The organism is Polynucleobacter sp. AP-Sanab-80-C2 (assembly GCF_035012965.1).
Classification (GTDB): domain Bacteria; phylum Pseudomonadota; class Gammaproteobacteria; order Burkholderiales; family Burkholderiaceae; genus Polynucleobacter.
This window is the reverse complement of the sequence record NZ_JAYGQS010000001.1, coordinates 354,885-370,303: the sequence shown is the minus strand read 5'-3', so window position 1 is coordinate 370,303 and position 15,419 is coordinate 354,885. Positions and strand designations below refer to the sequence as shown.

14 protein-coding genes are annotated in these 15,419 nt (G+C 45.5%); 12 read left to right on the top strand and 2 right to left on the bottom strand.

Features of this window, described 5'->3' with window-relative positions; genetic code table 11:
- The first annotated feature begins 35 nt into the window (after positions 1-35).
- On the top strand, positions 36-2,048 hold the full coding sequence (gene tkt / locus VC178_RS01930; RefSeq protein ID WP_323481443.1) for a transketolase: 2,013 nt from the start codon (positions 36-38) through the stop codon (positions 2,046-2,048).
- A 49-nt stretch (positions 2,049-2,097) separates the two neighbouring features.
- Complete coding sequence (gap, locus tag VC178_RS01925) at positions 2,098-3,126, top strand: type I glyceraldehyde-3-phosphate dehydrogenase (RefSeq protein ID WP_323481442.1); 1,029 nt, start codon at positions 2,098-2,100, stop codon at positions 3,124-3,126.
- 113 nt (positions 3,127-3,239) lie between these two features.
- Here the strand turns inward: gap and fur are convergent, their stop codons facing one another.
- The gene (gene fur / locus VC178_RS01920; protein WP_215297255.1) at positions 3,240-3,695 is read right to left on the bottom strand and encodes a ferric iron uptake transcriptional regulator; all 456 of its coding nucleotides are present in this window, start codon (positions 3,693-3,695) and stop codon (positions 3,240-3,242) included.
- 124 nt (positions 3,696-3,819) lie between these two features.
- Between fur and VC178_RS01915 the strand changes: the two genes are divergently transcribed.
- The 10 genes from VC178_RS01915 to hemL all read left to right on the top strand — a co-directional run bounded on the left by VC178_RS01915 (position 3,820) and on the right by hemL (position 14,550).
- Positions 3,820-4,470, top strand: coding sequence for an outer membrane protein assembly factor BamE (locus tag VC178_RS01915; RefSeq protein WP_370624052.1), 651 nt, complete (start codon positions 3,820-3,822; stop codon positions 4,468-4,470).
- 79 nt (positions 4,471-4,549) lie between these two features.
- The gene (gene dapB / locus VC178_RS01910; RefSeq protein ID WP_323481580.1) at positions 4,550-5,350 is read left to right on the top strand and encodes a 4-hydroxy-tetrahydrodipicolinate reductase; all 801 of its coding nucleotides are present in this window, start codon (positions 4,550-4,552) and stop codon (positions 5,348-5,350) included.
- Positions 5,351-5,398: 48 nt separating this feature from the next.
- The gene (gene leuS / locus VC178_RS01905) at positions 5,399-8,071 is read left to right on the top strand and encodes a leucine--tRNA ligase (protein ID WP_323481441.1); all 2,673 of its coding nucleotides are present in this window, start codon (positions 5,399-5,401) and stop codon (positions 8,069-8,071) included.
- 32 nt (positions 8,072-8,103) lie between these two features.
- Entirely contained in the window at positions 8,104-8,631 is a 528-nt protein-coding gene (gene lptE / locus VC178_RS01900; RefSeq protein WP_323481440.1) for an LPS assembly lipoprotein LptE, read from the top strand.
- A 17-nt stretch (positions 8,632-8,648) separates the two neighbouring features.
- Positions 8,649-9,710 carry a DNA polymerase III subunit delta gene (gene holA, locus VC178_RS01895; protein WP_323481439.1) on the top strand — a complete coding sequence of 354 codons (1,062 nt, stop codon included), beginning with the start codon at positions 8,649-8,651 and terminating at the stop codon, positions 9,708-9,710.
- A 17-nt stretch (positions 9,711-9,727) separates the two neighbouring features.
- Positions 9,728-11,005, top strand: coding sequence for a glutamate-5-semialdehyde dehydrogenase (locus VC178_RS01890; RefSeq protein ID WP_323481438.1), 1,278 nt, complete (start codon positions 9,728-9,730; stop codon positions 11,003-11,005).
- 21 nt (positions 11,006-11,026) lie between these two features.
- A complete protein-coding gene (locus tag VC178_RS01885) occupies positions 11,027-11,452 on the top strand; it encodes a CopD family protein (protein WP_323481437.1) in 426 nt (141 codons plus the stop codon).
- A 61-nt stretch (positions 11,453-11,513) separates the two neighbouring features.
- Positions 11,514-12,980, top strand: coding sequence for a THUMP domain-containing class I SAM-dependent RNA methyltransferase (locus VC178_RS01880; protein ID WP_323481436.1), 1,467 nt, complete (start codon positions 11,514-11,516; stop codon positions 12,978-12,980).
- Between the two features lie 58 nt (positions 12,981-13,038).
- The gene (locus VC178_RS01875) at positions 13,039-13,209 is read left to right on the top strand and encodes a rubredoxin (RefSeq protein WP_068947854.1); all 171 of its coding nucleotides are present in this window, start codon (positions 13,039-13,041) and stop codon (positions 13,207-13,209) included.
- 45 nt (positions 13,210-13,254) lie between these two features.
- The gene (gene hemL, locus VC178_RS01870) at positions 13,255-14,550 is read left to right on the top strand and encodes a glutamate-1-semialdehyde 2,1-aminomutase (RefSeq protein WP_323481435.1); all 1,296 of its coding nucleotides are present in this window, start codon (positions 13,255-13,257) and stop codon (positions 14,548-14,550) included.
- Positions 14,551-14,564: 14 nt separating this feature from the next.
- On the opposite strand, the gene VC178_RS01865 is transcribed toward hemL, so the two are convergent.
- Positions 14,565-15,404, bottom strand: a complete 840-nt coding sequence (locus VC178_RS01865; protein WP_323481434.1) for a symmetrical bis(5'-nucleosyl)-tetraphosphatase — start codon at positions 15,402-15,404, stop codon at positions 14,565-14,567.
- Positions 15,405-15,419 lie beyond the last annotated feature (15 nt).

Here is a 15,419-nt window from a genome sequence, read left to right as displayed (position 1 = left end):
ATAGCCAATTTATTTTCCTCGAGACCACTTTTACGATGTCAAACCTTCAAATTCGTATGGCGAATGCCATTCGCGCCTTATCCATGGATGCAGTTCAACAGGCAAACTCAGGGCACCCTGGTATGCCGATGGGAATGGCAGATATTGCTGTTGGATTATGGAATGAACATTTAAAACACAATCCGACTGATCCCCACTGGATCGATCGCGATCGTTTTGTTTTATCTAATGGTCATGGATCGATGTTGTTGTATTCACTGTTGCATCTCTCTGGATATGACTTACCCATTGAAGAGTTAAAAAATTTCCGTCAATTGCATAGTAAAACCCCAGGACATCCTGAGTATGGAATTACAGCCGGAGTAGAAACCACTACAGGTCCATTGGGTCAAGGTATTTCAAATGCGGTTGGCATGGCGCTTGCTGAAAAGTTGCTGGCTGAAGAATTTAATCGTCCCGGTCACAACATCATCGATCACTACACTTATGTATTTTTAGGTGACGGTTGCTTGATGGAGGGTATCAGCCATGAAGTTTGTTCATTGGCTGGCACATTAAAGCTAAACAAGTTGATAGCACTTTGGGATGACAACGGTATCTCGATTGACGGCAAGGTGGTTTCTTGGTTTAACGAAGATACGCCAAAACGTTTCGAAGCTTATGGCTGGAATGTCATTCCTGATGTGGATGGCCATGATGCGGAAGCAGTTTCGAAGGCGATTGCTCAGGCTAAAAAGAGTGCTAAGCCAACCCTGATCTGTTGCAAGACAGCGATCGGTAAGGGTTCTCCTAATATGGCTGGTAGCGATAAGGTACATGGTTCGCCACTAGGTGCTGCTGAAATTGCTGAGACTCGTGTGGCCTTGAATTGGCCCTATCCACCATTTGAAATTCCAAAAGATATTTATGCTGCTTGGGATTTTAAAAAGCGTGGCCAAACTGCTGAACACGAATGGAATAAAGAATTCCAAAAATACAAAATCCAATTTCCAGAACTTGCTTCTGAATTACAGCGCCGTATGCAAGGTGATTTATCAAAAGACTTTTCAGCCACACTCAATGCGTATTTAAAAACTTGCCAATCTAAAGCAGAAACGATTGCTACTCGTAAAGCGAGTCAAAATGCGATTGAAGCTTTAGCACCCGTTTTACCAGAATTCATGGGCGGTTCCGCAGACTTAACCGGTTCAAACTTAACTAATTGGTCGGCATGCAAACCTGTACGCGGCGATCAATGGGGTAATCACATTAACTATGGTGTGCGTGAGTTTGGTATGAGCGCCATCATGAACGGGATTGTCTTGCATGGTGGTTATATTCCATTCGGAGGCACCTTTTTAACCTTCTCCGATTACAGTCGTAATGCTATTCGTATGGCTGCTTTGATGAAGTTACGTAGCATCTTTGTTTTCACCCATGACTCAATTGGTCTAGGAGAAGATGGCCCAACCCATCAATCTGTGGAGCACGTTGCTAGCCTACGTCTGATTCCTAACCTGATGGTTTGGCGTCCTTGTGACACTACCGAGAGCGCTGTTGCTTGGGGCGCGGCGGTTGAACGTCAGAATGGTCCGAGCGCTTTGATCTTTAGTCGTCAAAACTGCCCATTTGTTGCTCGTAACAGCCAGCAGATTAAAGACATTGCACGTGGTGGCTATGTATTACGTGATCCTCAATCAGGAAAGATCGATGCAGTCATTATTGCTACTGGTTCTGAAATTGCACTTGCATTGCAAACAGCCGAACATTTAGAAAAAGAGAGTGCTGGAAAAATCGGTATTCGAGTGGTTTCGATGCCTTCGACCACGGTATTTGATCAGCAAGATGCCACCTATAAATCTAAAGTATTGCCGGCCAATATCCCACGCATCGCTGTTGAGGCAGGCGTAACGGATTTCTGGTGGAAGTATGGTTGCGCAGCCGTGCATGGTGTCGATACCTTTGGTGAGTCAGCACCCGCCGCTCAGCTGTATGAATATTTTGGTTTAACGGTCGATCAAATTGCAAAGACTGTTAAGCAATGCATCTCGAAAAAATCAAATAAATAAAATAAATAAAAGTTAGCGCAATAAATTTAATATTAGTAAGGGGAAATAAATGACAATTCGTGTCGCAATTAATGGTTACGGGCGTATTGGCCGTATGGTACTCCGCGCCTTGTATGAAGATCAGGTAAACGGCAAGCCACGTCGTGATATCAAGATCGTTGCGATTAATGCGATGGGTGATATTGCAATCAACGCCCACCTCACTCAATATGACTCTGCCCACGGCCGTTTCCCTGCCGAGGTATCTGTAGATGGCGATTGCATGGTAGTGAATGGTGATCGTATCAAGATGTTCTGTACACGCAATCCTGCTGAAACCCCATGGGGTGAGTTAGGTGTGGATTTAGTTTTAGAGTGCACTGGTAAGTTCACCTCTAAAGAAAAGGCGATGATTCATATTCAACAGGGTGCTAAGAAAGTATTGATTTCTGCGCCTGGCGAAAAAGATGTCGATGCCACCATTGTGTACGGTGTGAACCAAAATGTATTAAAGCCAAGTGACGTGGTTGTTTCTAATGCAAGTTGTACTACCAACTGTTTGGCGCCATTAGTTAAGCCATTGTTAGAAAAAATTGGTATTGAGTCTGGCTTGATGACAACGATTCATGCATTTACGAATGATCAGGTGTTGACCGATGTGTATCACAAGGATATGCGTCGTGCGCGCTCTGCTGTGAGCAGCATGATTCCAACGAAGACTGGTGCAGCAAAAGCAGTCGGCTTAGTTTTGCCCGCTTTAGCAGGTCGCTTTGATGGTTTTGCGATGCGGGTGCCAGTGATCAATGTCTCAGTGGTTGACCTGACGTTTGCAGCAAGTCGTGCAACGAGCATTGATGAAGTGAATTCTATTTTGAAGGCTGCTAGCGAGGGCGAGCTCAAAGGTATCTTGGGCTTTAATACTTTGCCTTTGGTTTCAATCGACTTTAACCATGATCCACGCCCAAGTATTTATGACGCCTCTCAAACCCGTGTTTCTGCTGATGGCAAGCTAGTCAAAGTTTTGGCTTGGTACGACAACGAATGGGGTTATTCAGTACAAATGCTCAATGCGGCTGAAGCATTAATGGCTGTAAAGTGATTAAAAGTCATTAAATGTAGTTAAAAGAGCTTAAAAAACAAAAAAGACCTCAAATTGAGGTTTTTTTTCATATCTGCAGTCCTGAGAATCAACTCAAAACCTCAGAAAAGTGCTTATTTTTGCTTATTTCGGCAGTTTTTCTTCTGGCAATGCCCGTACATTGCTAAAGAGTGCTCTTGAAGCTTAAAACCGAGGTTCTTGGCAATATCCCGTTGCCGCTTTTCAATGGCCTCATCCACAAACTCTTCTACATGCCCGCAGTCTAGGCAAACCAAGTGGTCATGGTGGTTACCTTCATTAAGTTCGTAGATGGCCCTGCTATCACCCTTGCTAGACTCAAAATGGCTGCGGAGCAAAAGCCCTGCCTGCTCAAACTGGGTAAGCACTCGATATACCGTGGCTAAACCGATTTCCTGATCTTCTTTAGTGAGGGCCATAAAGATGTCCTCAGCACTAAAGTGGGTGCCGCCATTTTGATGAAAAAAATCGAGAATTTTCATGCGTGGGCCAGTGGCTTTGAGGCCAATATCACGCAAATTTTCAGGAGTAGGGTTTTGGTTCGTATTCATGGCTTTGGGAGCTAAAATCAATGTCTTAATGATACGGCCAGCCATGCAAAATTGCCTTGAACTTTTTAGTCGTTTTTTTAACCCGTTTCTGAAGAGGTATTTTGCCTCTTCAAGAGGGGGTGTATTGGCTCTTGCTTTGTTTGGCTTGCTAGGTATTGCGGGGTGTACTACCGCGGTAGATGAAACCCAGCGCGCCTGGATGAACAAAATTTTTAGACCTTATGTTCCTGACATTGTTCAAGGTAACTTTATCTCCAGTGAGCAATATGCCAAATTGCAGTTAGGTATGACGCGTGAGCAGGTGCGTCAAATTTTAGGCACTCCATTATTAGCAAGTTACTTCCATGCCAATCGCTGGGATTATGTTTTTGAATTTAAACGCTCAGGTCAGCGTGTTGGCAAAGAGCGGCATGTCACCGTATTTTTTGATGGCGATAAAGTGGTGAAGTTTGAAGGTGATGCTTTGCCAACAGATGTGGAGTTGGTGGCTGAGATTGATAACTACGCTAAGACGAAGCGTTCGTTTTGGGATGTGATGACGGGTTCAAATAAACCGCCAGTAACACCGCCTTTGCAACAACCAGAATTATTGGTGCCAAGTCCAACCGATAACTTGCCTAAGGGGGCTGCTATACCACCGGTCCCTGCTGCAAGTACAGGATCTTTCTGGGACTATTTTACTTTTTCAAAGTCGTCAGATGGCAAAGTATCCCAGCCAGAAACTTTAGGCCCTGGCGCAATGAATACTCCGCCAGCGGCTGAGAAAAAGCAGTAGAAATGATTGATACATTGATGCCAGATAAATAATCCTGGACGTCTCTAGAAACTTTTAATAAGAAGCGAAGAAACACATGATGAAGATTGCAATTGCTGGAGCAACCGGTCGTATGGGCAAGATGTTGATTGAGACTGTTCTTAATGCATCTGATGCGCAACTTGAAGGTGCTCTTGAGCATTCAGATTGCCCTCAATTGGGAGAAGATGCGGGCGCTTTCCTGGGTAAAAAGACGGGTGTGCTCATTTCTGCTGATGTGTCTAAGGTATTAGCGAACGCTGATTTTCTGATTGATTTCACAAGGCCAGAGGGCACTATGGCGCACTTGGCTGTGGCAGAAAAAACGGGCACCAAGATGATTATTGGTACAACGGGATTGAGTGCGGATCAAATTGCAAATCTTAAAAAAGCTTCTGCAAAGTTAGCTATTGTGTTTGCGCCCAATATGAGTGTTGGTGTGAATGCCACATTCAAGTTACTGGAGATCGCAGCTAAGATGCTTAATCAAGGTTACGACATTGAAATCATCGAAGCCCATCATCGTCACAAAGTAGATGCGCCTTCCGGCACTGCTTTGAAGATGGGCGAGGTTATTGCAGATGCACTTGGTGAAAAGCTAGATGATCTGGCTGTGTATGCACGCGAAGGCCATACTGGCGAGCGCAAAGAGGGGTCAATTGGCTTTGCAACGATTCGTGGTGGCGATATTGTGGGAGACCATACTGTGCTGTTCGCTGGCGATGGCGAACGTATTGAGATTAGCCACAAGTCTTCAAGCCGTCAGTCTTATGCCCAAGGATCTTTGCGGGCCGCGCGTTTCTTGCAGAACCAAACTTCAGGTCTTTATGACATGCAAGACGTGCTTGGCTTACGCAAATAACTACATTAATAAAAAACCAAAAAATAAGACAGAAAAGAGTTGTTTTGAATGAGTAAGGATTACGACTACCGCAGCATTGAAGCAGCAGCACAAGCTGATTGGGAAAGTGCGCAAGTCTACCAAGTAACAGAAAATACTCTCGGTATAGACGGCAAGAAGAAGCCGAAGTATTACGCTTGCTCCATGTTGCCTTATCCATCCGGCAAGTTACATATGGGTCATGTGCGCAACTACACCATTAATGATGTGATGGCGCGTCAACTCCGCATGCAAGGCTATAACGTCTTGATGCCGATGGGCTGGGATGCTTTTGGTATGCCTGCAGAAAATGCAGCCATCCAGAATAAAGTGCCGCCAGCGAAGTGGACCTACGACAACATTGCCTATATGAAAAAGCAAATGGCGGCGATGGGCTTAGCAATTGATTGGTCTCGTGAGGTTGCCACTTGTAGTCCTGATTATTACCGCTGGAATCAATGGCTCTTTTTGAAGATGCTGGAAAAAGGGATTGCGTATCGCAAGACTCAAGTAGTCAACTGGGATCCGATCGATCAAACTGTTCTAGCAAACGAGCAAGTGATTGATGGTCGTGGTTGGCGTTCAGGCGCCTTAGTTGAAAAGCGTGAGATTCCAGGCTACTACTTCAATATCACTGCTTACGCAGAGCAATTGCTGACTGGCTTAGATGGTTTGGGTTGGCCTGAGCGTGTCAAAACCATGCAGCAGAATTGGATTGGTAAAAGTCGTGGCGTGCGCTTTGCTTTTAAGCATGAGGTCGCAGATGATCATGGCAACTTTATTCAGGATGGCTTGCTATACGTGTTTACTACCCGGGCTGACACCATTATGGGCGTTACTTTCTGCGCCGTGGCAGCTGAGCATCCGTTAGCCACTAAAGCTGCCGCTAATAATCCTGCCTTAGCCGCATTTATTGAGAAGTGCAAAACCGGTAGCGTGATTGAAGCTGACCTAGCTACTCAAGAAAAAGAGGGTATGTTTACCGGTTTATATGTCACGCATCCATTGACGAATGAGCCAGTGCCTGTTTGGGTAGGTAACTATGTCTTGATGTCTTATGGTGATGGCGCCGTGATGGGTGTCCCAGCACATGATGAGCGTGATTTTGCTTTTGCCCTCAAATATGACTTGCCAATCAAACAAGTGATCGCCCTCAAAGGGGAATCACCCATGTTTAATGCAACGCGTTGGGAAGATTGGTATGCCCAAAAAGAAGATGTGATTTGCTTTAACAGCGACAAATATGACGGACTCTCACATGAAGAAGCAGTCAGTGCCGTTGCCAAAGATTTAGAGAAGATGGGTATTGGAGAGATCAAGACTACCTATCGATTGCGTGATTGGGGTATTTCACGTCAGCGTTATTGGGGCACTCCCATTCCGATTATTCATTGTGGTGATGAGAGTCACCCTGGTTGTGGAGCAGTACCTGTTCCAGAGGCTGATTTGCCAGTGGTGTTGCCAGAAGATTGTGTGCCCGATGGCAGTGGTAATCCTTTAAATAAGCGTGCAGACTTTTTGAATGTGAAATGTCCCAAGTGTGGCAAGCCTGCAAGACGTGAGACTGACACGATGGATACCTTTGTAGATTCGTCCTGGTATTTCATGCGCTATACCGGTCCTGACGCGAAGACGATGGTGGATGGGCGCAATGAATACTGGATGCCAATGGATCAATATATTGGCGGTATCGAGCATGCGATCCTGCATTTACTGTATGCGCGCTTTTGGACCAAGGTCATGCGTGATCTGAACTTGATCACTTTTGATGAGCCTTTCCAAAATCTGTTGACGCAAGGCATGGTACTCAATGAGACCTATTACTCAGAAGAGGCTTCTGGTAAAAAGACTTGGCTTAATCCCTTGGACGTAGAGTTAGAGCTCGATGAAAAAGGTCGTCCTCAAGGCGCGAAGCTAAAGGGCGATACCTCAGGCACACCGGTCATGATTGGTGGCGTTGAGAAGATGTCTAAGAGCAAGAACAATGGCGTTGATCCGCAGGCTTTGATTGATCAATACGGTGCAGATACTGCACGCTTGTTTGTGATGTTTGCGGCACCACCAGAGCAACAGTTGGAGTGGTCGGGTGCTGGGGTTGAGGGCGCTTCCCGTTTCTTACGACGTGTTTGGATGTATTCAAGTAGTCAAGCTAACTGGATTCGTGATGCGCAGGATGCTATACCGAGCAATCTTAATGATGCTGAGAAAGAATTACGTCGCGAAGTCCATTCGATTTTGAAGCAGGCGAATTTTGACTACCAGCGTCGCCAGTACAACACAGTGGTATCTGCCGCCATGAAGATGCTCAATGTGCTTGAACCCATTAAATTGGATCAAGCTGCCGCTATTAGTGCACCTGTTTTACGTGAGTGCCTTAGCATCTTATTGCGAATGCTTTACCCAGTGGTGCCACATTTAACGCATGTACTCTGGAAAGATATGGCTTATGTCAAGACCTTTGGCCCCCTTTTGGATGCCTCATGGCCTGCTGTAGATGAATCTGCCCTAGTTCAAAGTGAGATTATTTTGATGCTCCAAATTAATGGTAAGTTGCGAGGTGATATCAGGGTGCCAGCAGAGGCTACCAAAGAGCAAATTGAATCTTTGGCTTTACAAACTGATCCAGCGGTTAAAGCGCTGAACGGCGGAGCTCCTAAAAAGGTGATCGTCGTGCCTGGCCGTTTAGTAAATATCGTTGCATAGCTGTATAGAGGCTAATGAGAGAAACTAAGGATATGAGCACAAATCGACTGCGACGTGCAATGCTTGGATTAATCGTCAGTGCGCCAATCGGGGGCTTGCTGGCTTGTGGCTATCGCTTACGCGGCATGGTGGACTTACCATTTCAGGCAATTGCCATTACTGGCAATCCATCGCCACCCTTACGTGCCGATATTCAAACCTCTATTTTGACGGGTACAGACGTCAAGGTTGCGATTAATCCAAAAGATGCCGACTTAATTTTAGAGATTACGAACGACATTAGTGGTCGCGAGATATTGGCTTACAACTCTGCTGGTCAAGTTTCTGCATATCGCTTAAATATTCGAGTGGGCTTTAGAGCTTACGATCTTGCTGGCGCAGAGATTATTCCTGATAGCGAAATCTATATGACGCGTGATATGGACTTCTCAAATACGACTGTGTTGGCGACCGATGTTCAGCAGCAACAATTCTTATCCTTAATGCGTAAAGACTTGGCAGTGCAGATCTTGCGCCGTGTTTCTGCGGCTGCAAAAGCCCCACGCAGTAGAACTTTCTAAGGGTATGTAAAGCTCGCATGGTCAAAGTTGACGCCTTGCAAGTGCACCTTAAATCCCTAGGTTCAGGGGGTGCGATGCTCCCTCTCTATATTTTTAGTGGCGACGAACCACTGCTGATGATGGAAGCAATGGATCAATTACGTCTAGCCGCTAAAAAACTGAGCTTTACCGAGCGTGAGGTGATGCTGCAGGAGCGAGGGTTTGATTGGAGTGCACTCATGAGCGCCGGTCAAACGATGTCTTTGTTTGGAGATAAGCGTTTGGTGGAGCTACGCATTCCTACTGGTAAGCCGGGGCGTGATGGTGCTGATGCTTTAAAACAATTTGCCGCGCAAATAGAGTCACAGCCAAATTCTCCAGATGGCCCGGACACAGTGGTATGTATTGTCCTGCCTAGATTAGATGGCAAGACGAAGACTTCGGCTTGGTTTAGCGCTTTAGGTGATGCTGGGATGGCTATTCAGATTGACTCTTTAGATCGCAGTCACTTGCCAAGATGGATTGCAGGTCGACTGAAGATGCAAAATCAAGAAGTGGAGAGTGGTACTGAAGGTCAACGTGCTCTGGAGTTTATTGCCGACCAGGTTGAGGGTAATCTTATTGCTGCTCACCAAGAGATTCTGAAGCTAGGACTCCTATATCCCACAGGCGTCTTAACTGAAGAGCAAATTCGGTCTGCCATTCTAAAAGTAGCTCGCTATAACGTTTTTGAGTTAACTGAGGCAATGCTTGCGGGTGATTTACCGAGGCTAAATCGCATGCTAGATGGTCTAAAAGGCGAGGGCGAGCCCTTAGTATTGATTCTGTGGAGCGTGACCGAAGAGCTTAGGCTACTATCTAAATTGAAGGTAGCTAGTGATGCTGGAGAGTCTGTGCAACAGCTGATGCGGGCAAATCGGATCTGGGGTAACAAAGAGCGTTTATATCCAGCTGCGCTCAGAAGAGTTCAGCCGCTGAAATTGCGCAGGGCAATGCAGGTTGCTGCAGGCCTAGATCGTCAGGTTAAAGGTCTTTCTGCAGCTGAATTGCCTGCAGATCCTTGGGATGGATTGCGTTTGGTTGGAAACTTATTGCGGTAATTTAAAGAACAAAGTCAATGAGTAAAGAGATTCAAGAAATGATGCAGGACATTGGAAAGCGAGCACGCAGTGCGTCGCGTGCCATGGCTCGTGCATCGAGTGAGCAGAAGAACCAAGCTTTATTGCATATCGCAAACTTAGTTCGTCAAAAGACAAGTGAAATTCAAAAAGTAAATCAGATTGATGTTGAGCGTTCTCAGAAAAATGGTCAAGATACTGCTTTTATCGATCGCTTAACAATGACTCCTAGGACCATCGAGACAATGGCTTTAGGTTTAGAGCAAATTGTTTCCTTAGAAGACCCAATCGGAAAAATGACTGCCTTGAAAAAGCAGGCCTCTGGTATCGAGCTTGCTCAGATGCGCGTACCACTTGGTGTCATTGGCATCATTTATGAGTCACGTCCAAATGTGACGATTGACGCGGCAGCACTGTGTTTAAAGTCTGGCAATGCAGTGATATTGCGTGGAGGATCTGAGGCAATTGATTCCAACACCGTGTTGGCCCAAATCATTCAAGAAGGTCTTGCTGCTGCGGGCCTGCCTAAAGATGCTGTCCAAGTGGTTACGACCACGGATCGTAGCGCTGTTGGTGAAATGATCACGATGACCCAATATATTGATGTCATTGTTCCTCGTGGCGGCAAGAGTCTGATTGCTCGCCTGATGGCAGAAGCACGTGTCCCAATGATTAAGCACTTAGATGGTATTTGTCATATCTATATTGATGCTGATGCTGATCTCGCGATGGCAGTCAGAGTTTGCGATAACGCCAAGACACAGCGCTATGCACCTTGCAATGCGATGGAGACGCTTTTAGTAAATAAGGCTATTGCCCCCGAGGTCTTGCCTGAGCTTTGCAAAATTTATCAAGATAAAGGTGTTGAGTTGCGCGTGGATACTTTGACGCGCTCAACTCTAGAGGCTAGTGGCTTTAAAAACTTAGTGGATGCTACAGAAGAAGATTGGCACACAGAGTATCTCGCTCCTATTTTGTCGATTAAGACCGTGGCCGATATCGATGAGGCCATGAATCATATCGAGCGCTATGGTAGTAAACATACCGACGCGATCATCACGAATAATAAGATGCAAGCCGATCGTTTTTTGCGTGAAGTCGATAGTGCTAGCGTGATGGTGAATGCTAGTACCCGTTTTGCCGATGGCTTTGAGTATGGCTTAGGCGCTGAAATTGGTATTTCGAATGACAAGCTCCATGCCCGCGGCCCTGTTGGCTTGGATGGTTTGACATCTCTTAAATATGTCGTCATGGGTCATGGCGAAATTCGTACTTAACTTCACCATATCTAATACACCATGACGAATGCTTACCTCTGGATAAAAACCTTACACATTGTGCTGATCACTTCATGGTTCGCAGGCTTGTTTTATCTCCCAAGAATTTATGTGAACTTGGCTAATGAAAAAAATCCCGAGACTTATGAGCGTCTCTTGGGAATGGCTAATCGCCTCTTTCGCTTTATGACCATATTGGCAGTGCCAGCAGTATTACTAGGCTTAACACTTTGGCTTGTTTTTGAAGTTGGTGCTGGCGATATATGGATGCACGCTAAATTATTTTTTGTAATCCTGGTGATTGGTTATCACCATGTCTGCCTCAGCTTATTAAAGAAGTTTCGTGCTGGTCTAAATACCAAGTCTGGAGTGTGGTATCGCTGGTTTAATGAAGTCCCAGTCATCTTGCTATTGGTAATTGTGGCTTTAGTCATTTTTAAACCATAAGTTCAAAAACTATTCCAAATTTCTTTTTCTACTCTTTTTTCTATTTAAGACTGTTAGCCCCATGAGATTTTTTGTTGTTTGCCCAGGCGGTTTAGAAGTACCGCTTGCACAGGAGCTTTCAGAAATTTCCCAGCGCCCAGATTCCAAAGCATTGGGTGCATGGGTGATTGATCCAACCCCGACCAGTCCTACCGGCGGGATTGGTCTTGCGGGTCCGCTTACTGCGGCAATGGCATTGAATCTTCATTCCAGAATTGCCAGTCGTGTTTTACTACAGATGGCGCAAGCGCCCTATCGACAAGAAGATGACTTGTATAAGTTAGCCAGTGGTTTGGCTTGGGAAGATTGGTTTACCAGTAAGCAAACTTTACGGGTAGATGTAACAGCGCATCGTTCGCCATTAAAAAGTTTAAATTTTGCGACTCTCAAAATTAAAGATGCGATTGTGGACCGCTTGCGCGATGTCACAGGTGACCGACCAAGTATTGATACGGCCTTTCCGGATATTCGGGTGCAGGCACATTTAACGGCAACTCAAGTCACCATTTATTTAGACACCTCGGGTGAGGCACTTTTTAAACGAGGTTGGCGAGATGAAAAGGGCGATGCTCCTTTAAAAGAAAATCTGGCCGCAGGGATCTTATCTATTACAGGCTGGAAGCCTGGGCAGACTTTATTTGATCCGATGTGCGGCAGTGGCACTTTCTTGATTGAGGCTGCGCAAATTGCCTTGGCCATTCCTCCAGGCGGGATTCGTGCGGGGATGTATGGTGATGATGCTAAGCCCAGTAGGCTTGCGTATCGCCCATTAGTGAGCTCAGCACATGGTTTTGGTTTTCAAAGGCTAAAGCCGTTTAACGAAGCAGCTGAACAAAAGCGCTGGATTACTTTAAAAGACTCATCTCTAAACGAGATATTGGAGAGGCGTAAGCAACACCCTCATGCTGAATCTCTTGGTATTAGTGGTAGCGATATTAATGAGAAGTTAGTTTCTATGTTTCGGGGAAATTGGCAAAGAGCTCAGTTACCAGATCAACCCGTTGTCCGTCAAATCGATGCGATGGCAAGTAAGCCACCAACCAATACCAAAGGAGGCGTCATGCTATTGAACCCTCCTTATGGAGAGCGTTTGGCAATTAAAGGGGGCAGAGGTCAGGAAAAAGATGGGCGCGATGCTAGTTATGAAACTGCAGAACCTGAAAATCGTTTTGAACTCAATCTAGAAACGGGGCGTCAGAGTGCTAAACGCTCAAGCCGTGAGTCTCTCAAGAAACTTCAGGCTCAGGAGGAGCAAGATCCTAAGTTTGTAGAGTTTTTACGGCAGTTTGGGCAGCACCTTAAGGATACGTTTGGCGGCTGGAATGTCTTTGTATTGACGGCGGATATGGCTTTGCCTGGGCAGTTGCGCATTAAAGAGTCAAAACGAACACCTTTATTTAATGGTCCTCTAGAATGTCGGTTATTCAAGTTTGAGATGCATGCAAAGCGTCCAGCGACTAAAAATGTAGACGATGATTTAGAAGATTGATGCGCTTTAAAATAGAAGCTATTCCTCTAAATGCGTGACTACTGCGGAGACTAGGTAAATGGAATTTAAAACGTATATGTGCCTAATTTGTGGATGGGTCTATGACGAGGCTGCTGGTTTGCCTGATGAAGGGATTGCGCCAGGAACACTCTGGAAAGATGTACCAATGAATTGGACTTGCCCAGAGTGTGGAGCACGCAAAGACGATTTTGAAATGATGGCAATTTAATTGGCTGATAACAGCTAAAAATAGATAAAAGCGATTGAGATAAACATGAGTCAAAACGACGTTTTATTTGAACGGGCACAGAAGACAATTCCAGGTGGAGTGAACTCGCCAGTTCGGGCATTCCGTCAGGTTGGGGGTACTCCACGATTTGTAACCAAAGCCAAAGGCCCCTATTTTTGGGATGCTGACAATAAGCGTTATATCGATTTAATTATGTCTTGGGGTCCCATGATTGTCGGTCATGCGAATCCAGAAGTGGTTGAGGCTGTTCAAAAAGCTGCTGAAACGAGTTTTAGTTACGGCGCCCCAACCGAAGGCGAAATTGAATTAGCAGAGCGTATTTGCGCTGTGATGCCAAGTGTTGAGCAAGTACGTATGGTCTCTAGCGGCACTGAAGCAACGATGAGCGCCTTACGTCTCGCTCGTGGCTACACAGGTCGTGATCTCATCATTAAGTTTGAAGGTTGCTACCACGGACATGCGGATAGCTTATTAGTGAAGGCTGGCTCAGGCCTGTTGACCTTTGCAGACTCAACCCAGAATGCGCCATCTTCTGGTGGTGTACCTCAAGATTTAGTCAAGCACACATTGGTTTTGCCATACAACGATGTTGAAGCGATCGAGGCGGTATTTAAAAAGCAGGGCGATCAAATTGCTGCAGTCATCATCGAGCCGATTGCTGGCAATATGAATTTGATTCAGCCTTCAAAAGCATTTTTGACTGCGATTCGTAATCTCACGAGCAAGCATGGTAGCGTTTTAATTTATGACGAAGTCATGACCGGCTTTAGAGTGGCTCTTGGAGGTGCTCAGTCACTGCAAGGTATTGTTCCCGACTTAACTTGTCTTGGAAAAGTCATGGGTGGTGGTATGCCAATGGCAGCCTTTGGCGGAAAAAAAGAAATCATGTCTAAGTTAGCACCTTTAGGTAGTGTGTACCAGGCTGGCACTTTGTCTGGTAATCCAGTTGCTGTGGCCGCTGGCTTAAAGACTCTGGAGATTATTTCGAGAGAAGGTTTCTATGAGTGCCTGACTGGTCAAACTCAAAAACTCATGGCTGGTTTAAAACAAGCCGCCGACAAAGCAGGCATTCCATTTGCGGTTGATAAAGTTGGCGGTATGTTTGGCTTCTATTTTGCCAATGCCGTTCCAAGCTCTTATGAGGCTGTCACGAAAACTGATATTGAAGCTTTTAAGAAGTTTTTTCACTTGATGTTAGATGAAGGTGTTTATCTAGCACCGTCAGCATACGAAGCAGGCTTTACATCCATTGCGCATGACAATGATGTACTTGATGCGATTATTACTGCTGCTGAAAAATCATTCCAAAAACTGAAATAAAGCAGTTGCTTTAATTACATTCGCAAGGGATGGTCATAGCCATCCACTTGAATAATCTCAGACTTCTTCATATCTTTATTGTTGTCTGAGATTTGCATGGCGGTGAGTTTTCCTCCCCACACGCAGCCAGTATCTAGTCCTACAACGTTGTGCTGACGCAGTAAGCCCAGAGTGGACCAATGGCCGAAGTAAATCAAGGTATCTCGGGTTTTTCTTTTGGGAACTTTGAACCAGGGGATATAGCCTTTTGGACCATTCTCTAGACCTTCTTTGCTTTCAAACTCCATTTGTCCGCCTGGGGTACAAAAGCGCATTCTGGTCAATGCATTGGTAATGACTCGTAAGCGCTCGTAGCCTTTTAGGGAGTTACTCCATTTATTGGGCGTATTGCCATACATATTTCCCAGAAATTCTTTATAGGATTTGCTACGTAAAGCCTTCTCCACTTCTTGCGCACATTCGATCGCTTGCTGTAAATCCCATTGTGGGAGAACACCAGCATGCACGGCCAGTAGTTTTCCATTGCTGAGCGCCATAGGGCGCTTGCGTACCCAATTAATAAGCTCTCTGCGATCTGATGCTTTGAGAATTGCTTCCACCGTATCAAGGCTTTTGGTTTTACGAATTCCAGCATCAATTGCCAGAAGGTGAAGATCGTGATTGCCCAAAATGCATTCAGCTCGACCGGATTCTTGAAGTTTTTTGAGTTGACGCAACGCGCTAAGTGAGTTGGGACCGCGATTGACTAAGTCACCCAAAAAAATCATTTTCGACTGTTTGGGAAGCTTCTTAACGAGGGCTTTGAGTGATGGTGCACATCCTTGAACGTCACCAACAGCATAGATCTTGCTCATACCCTATCTTAAAGC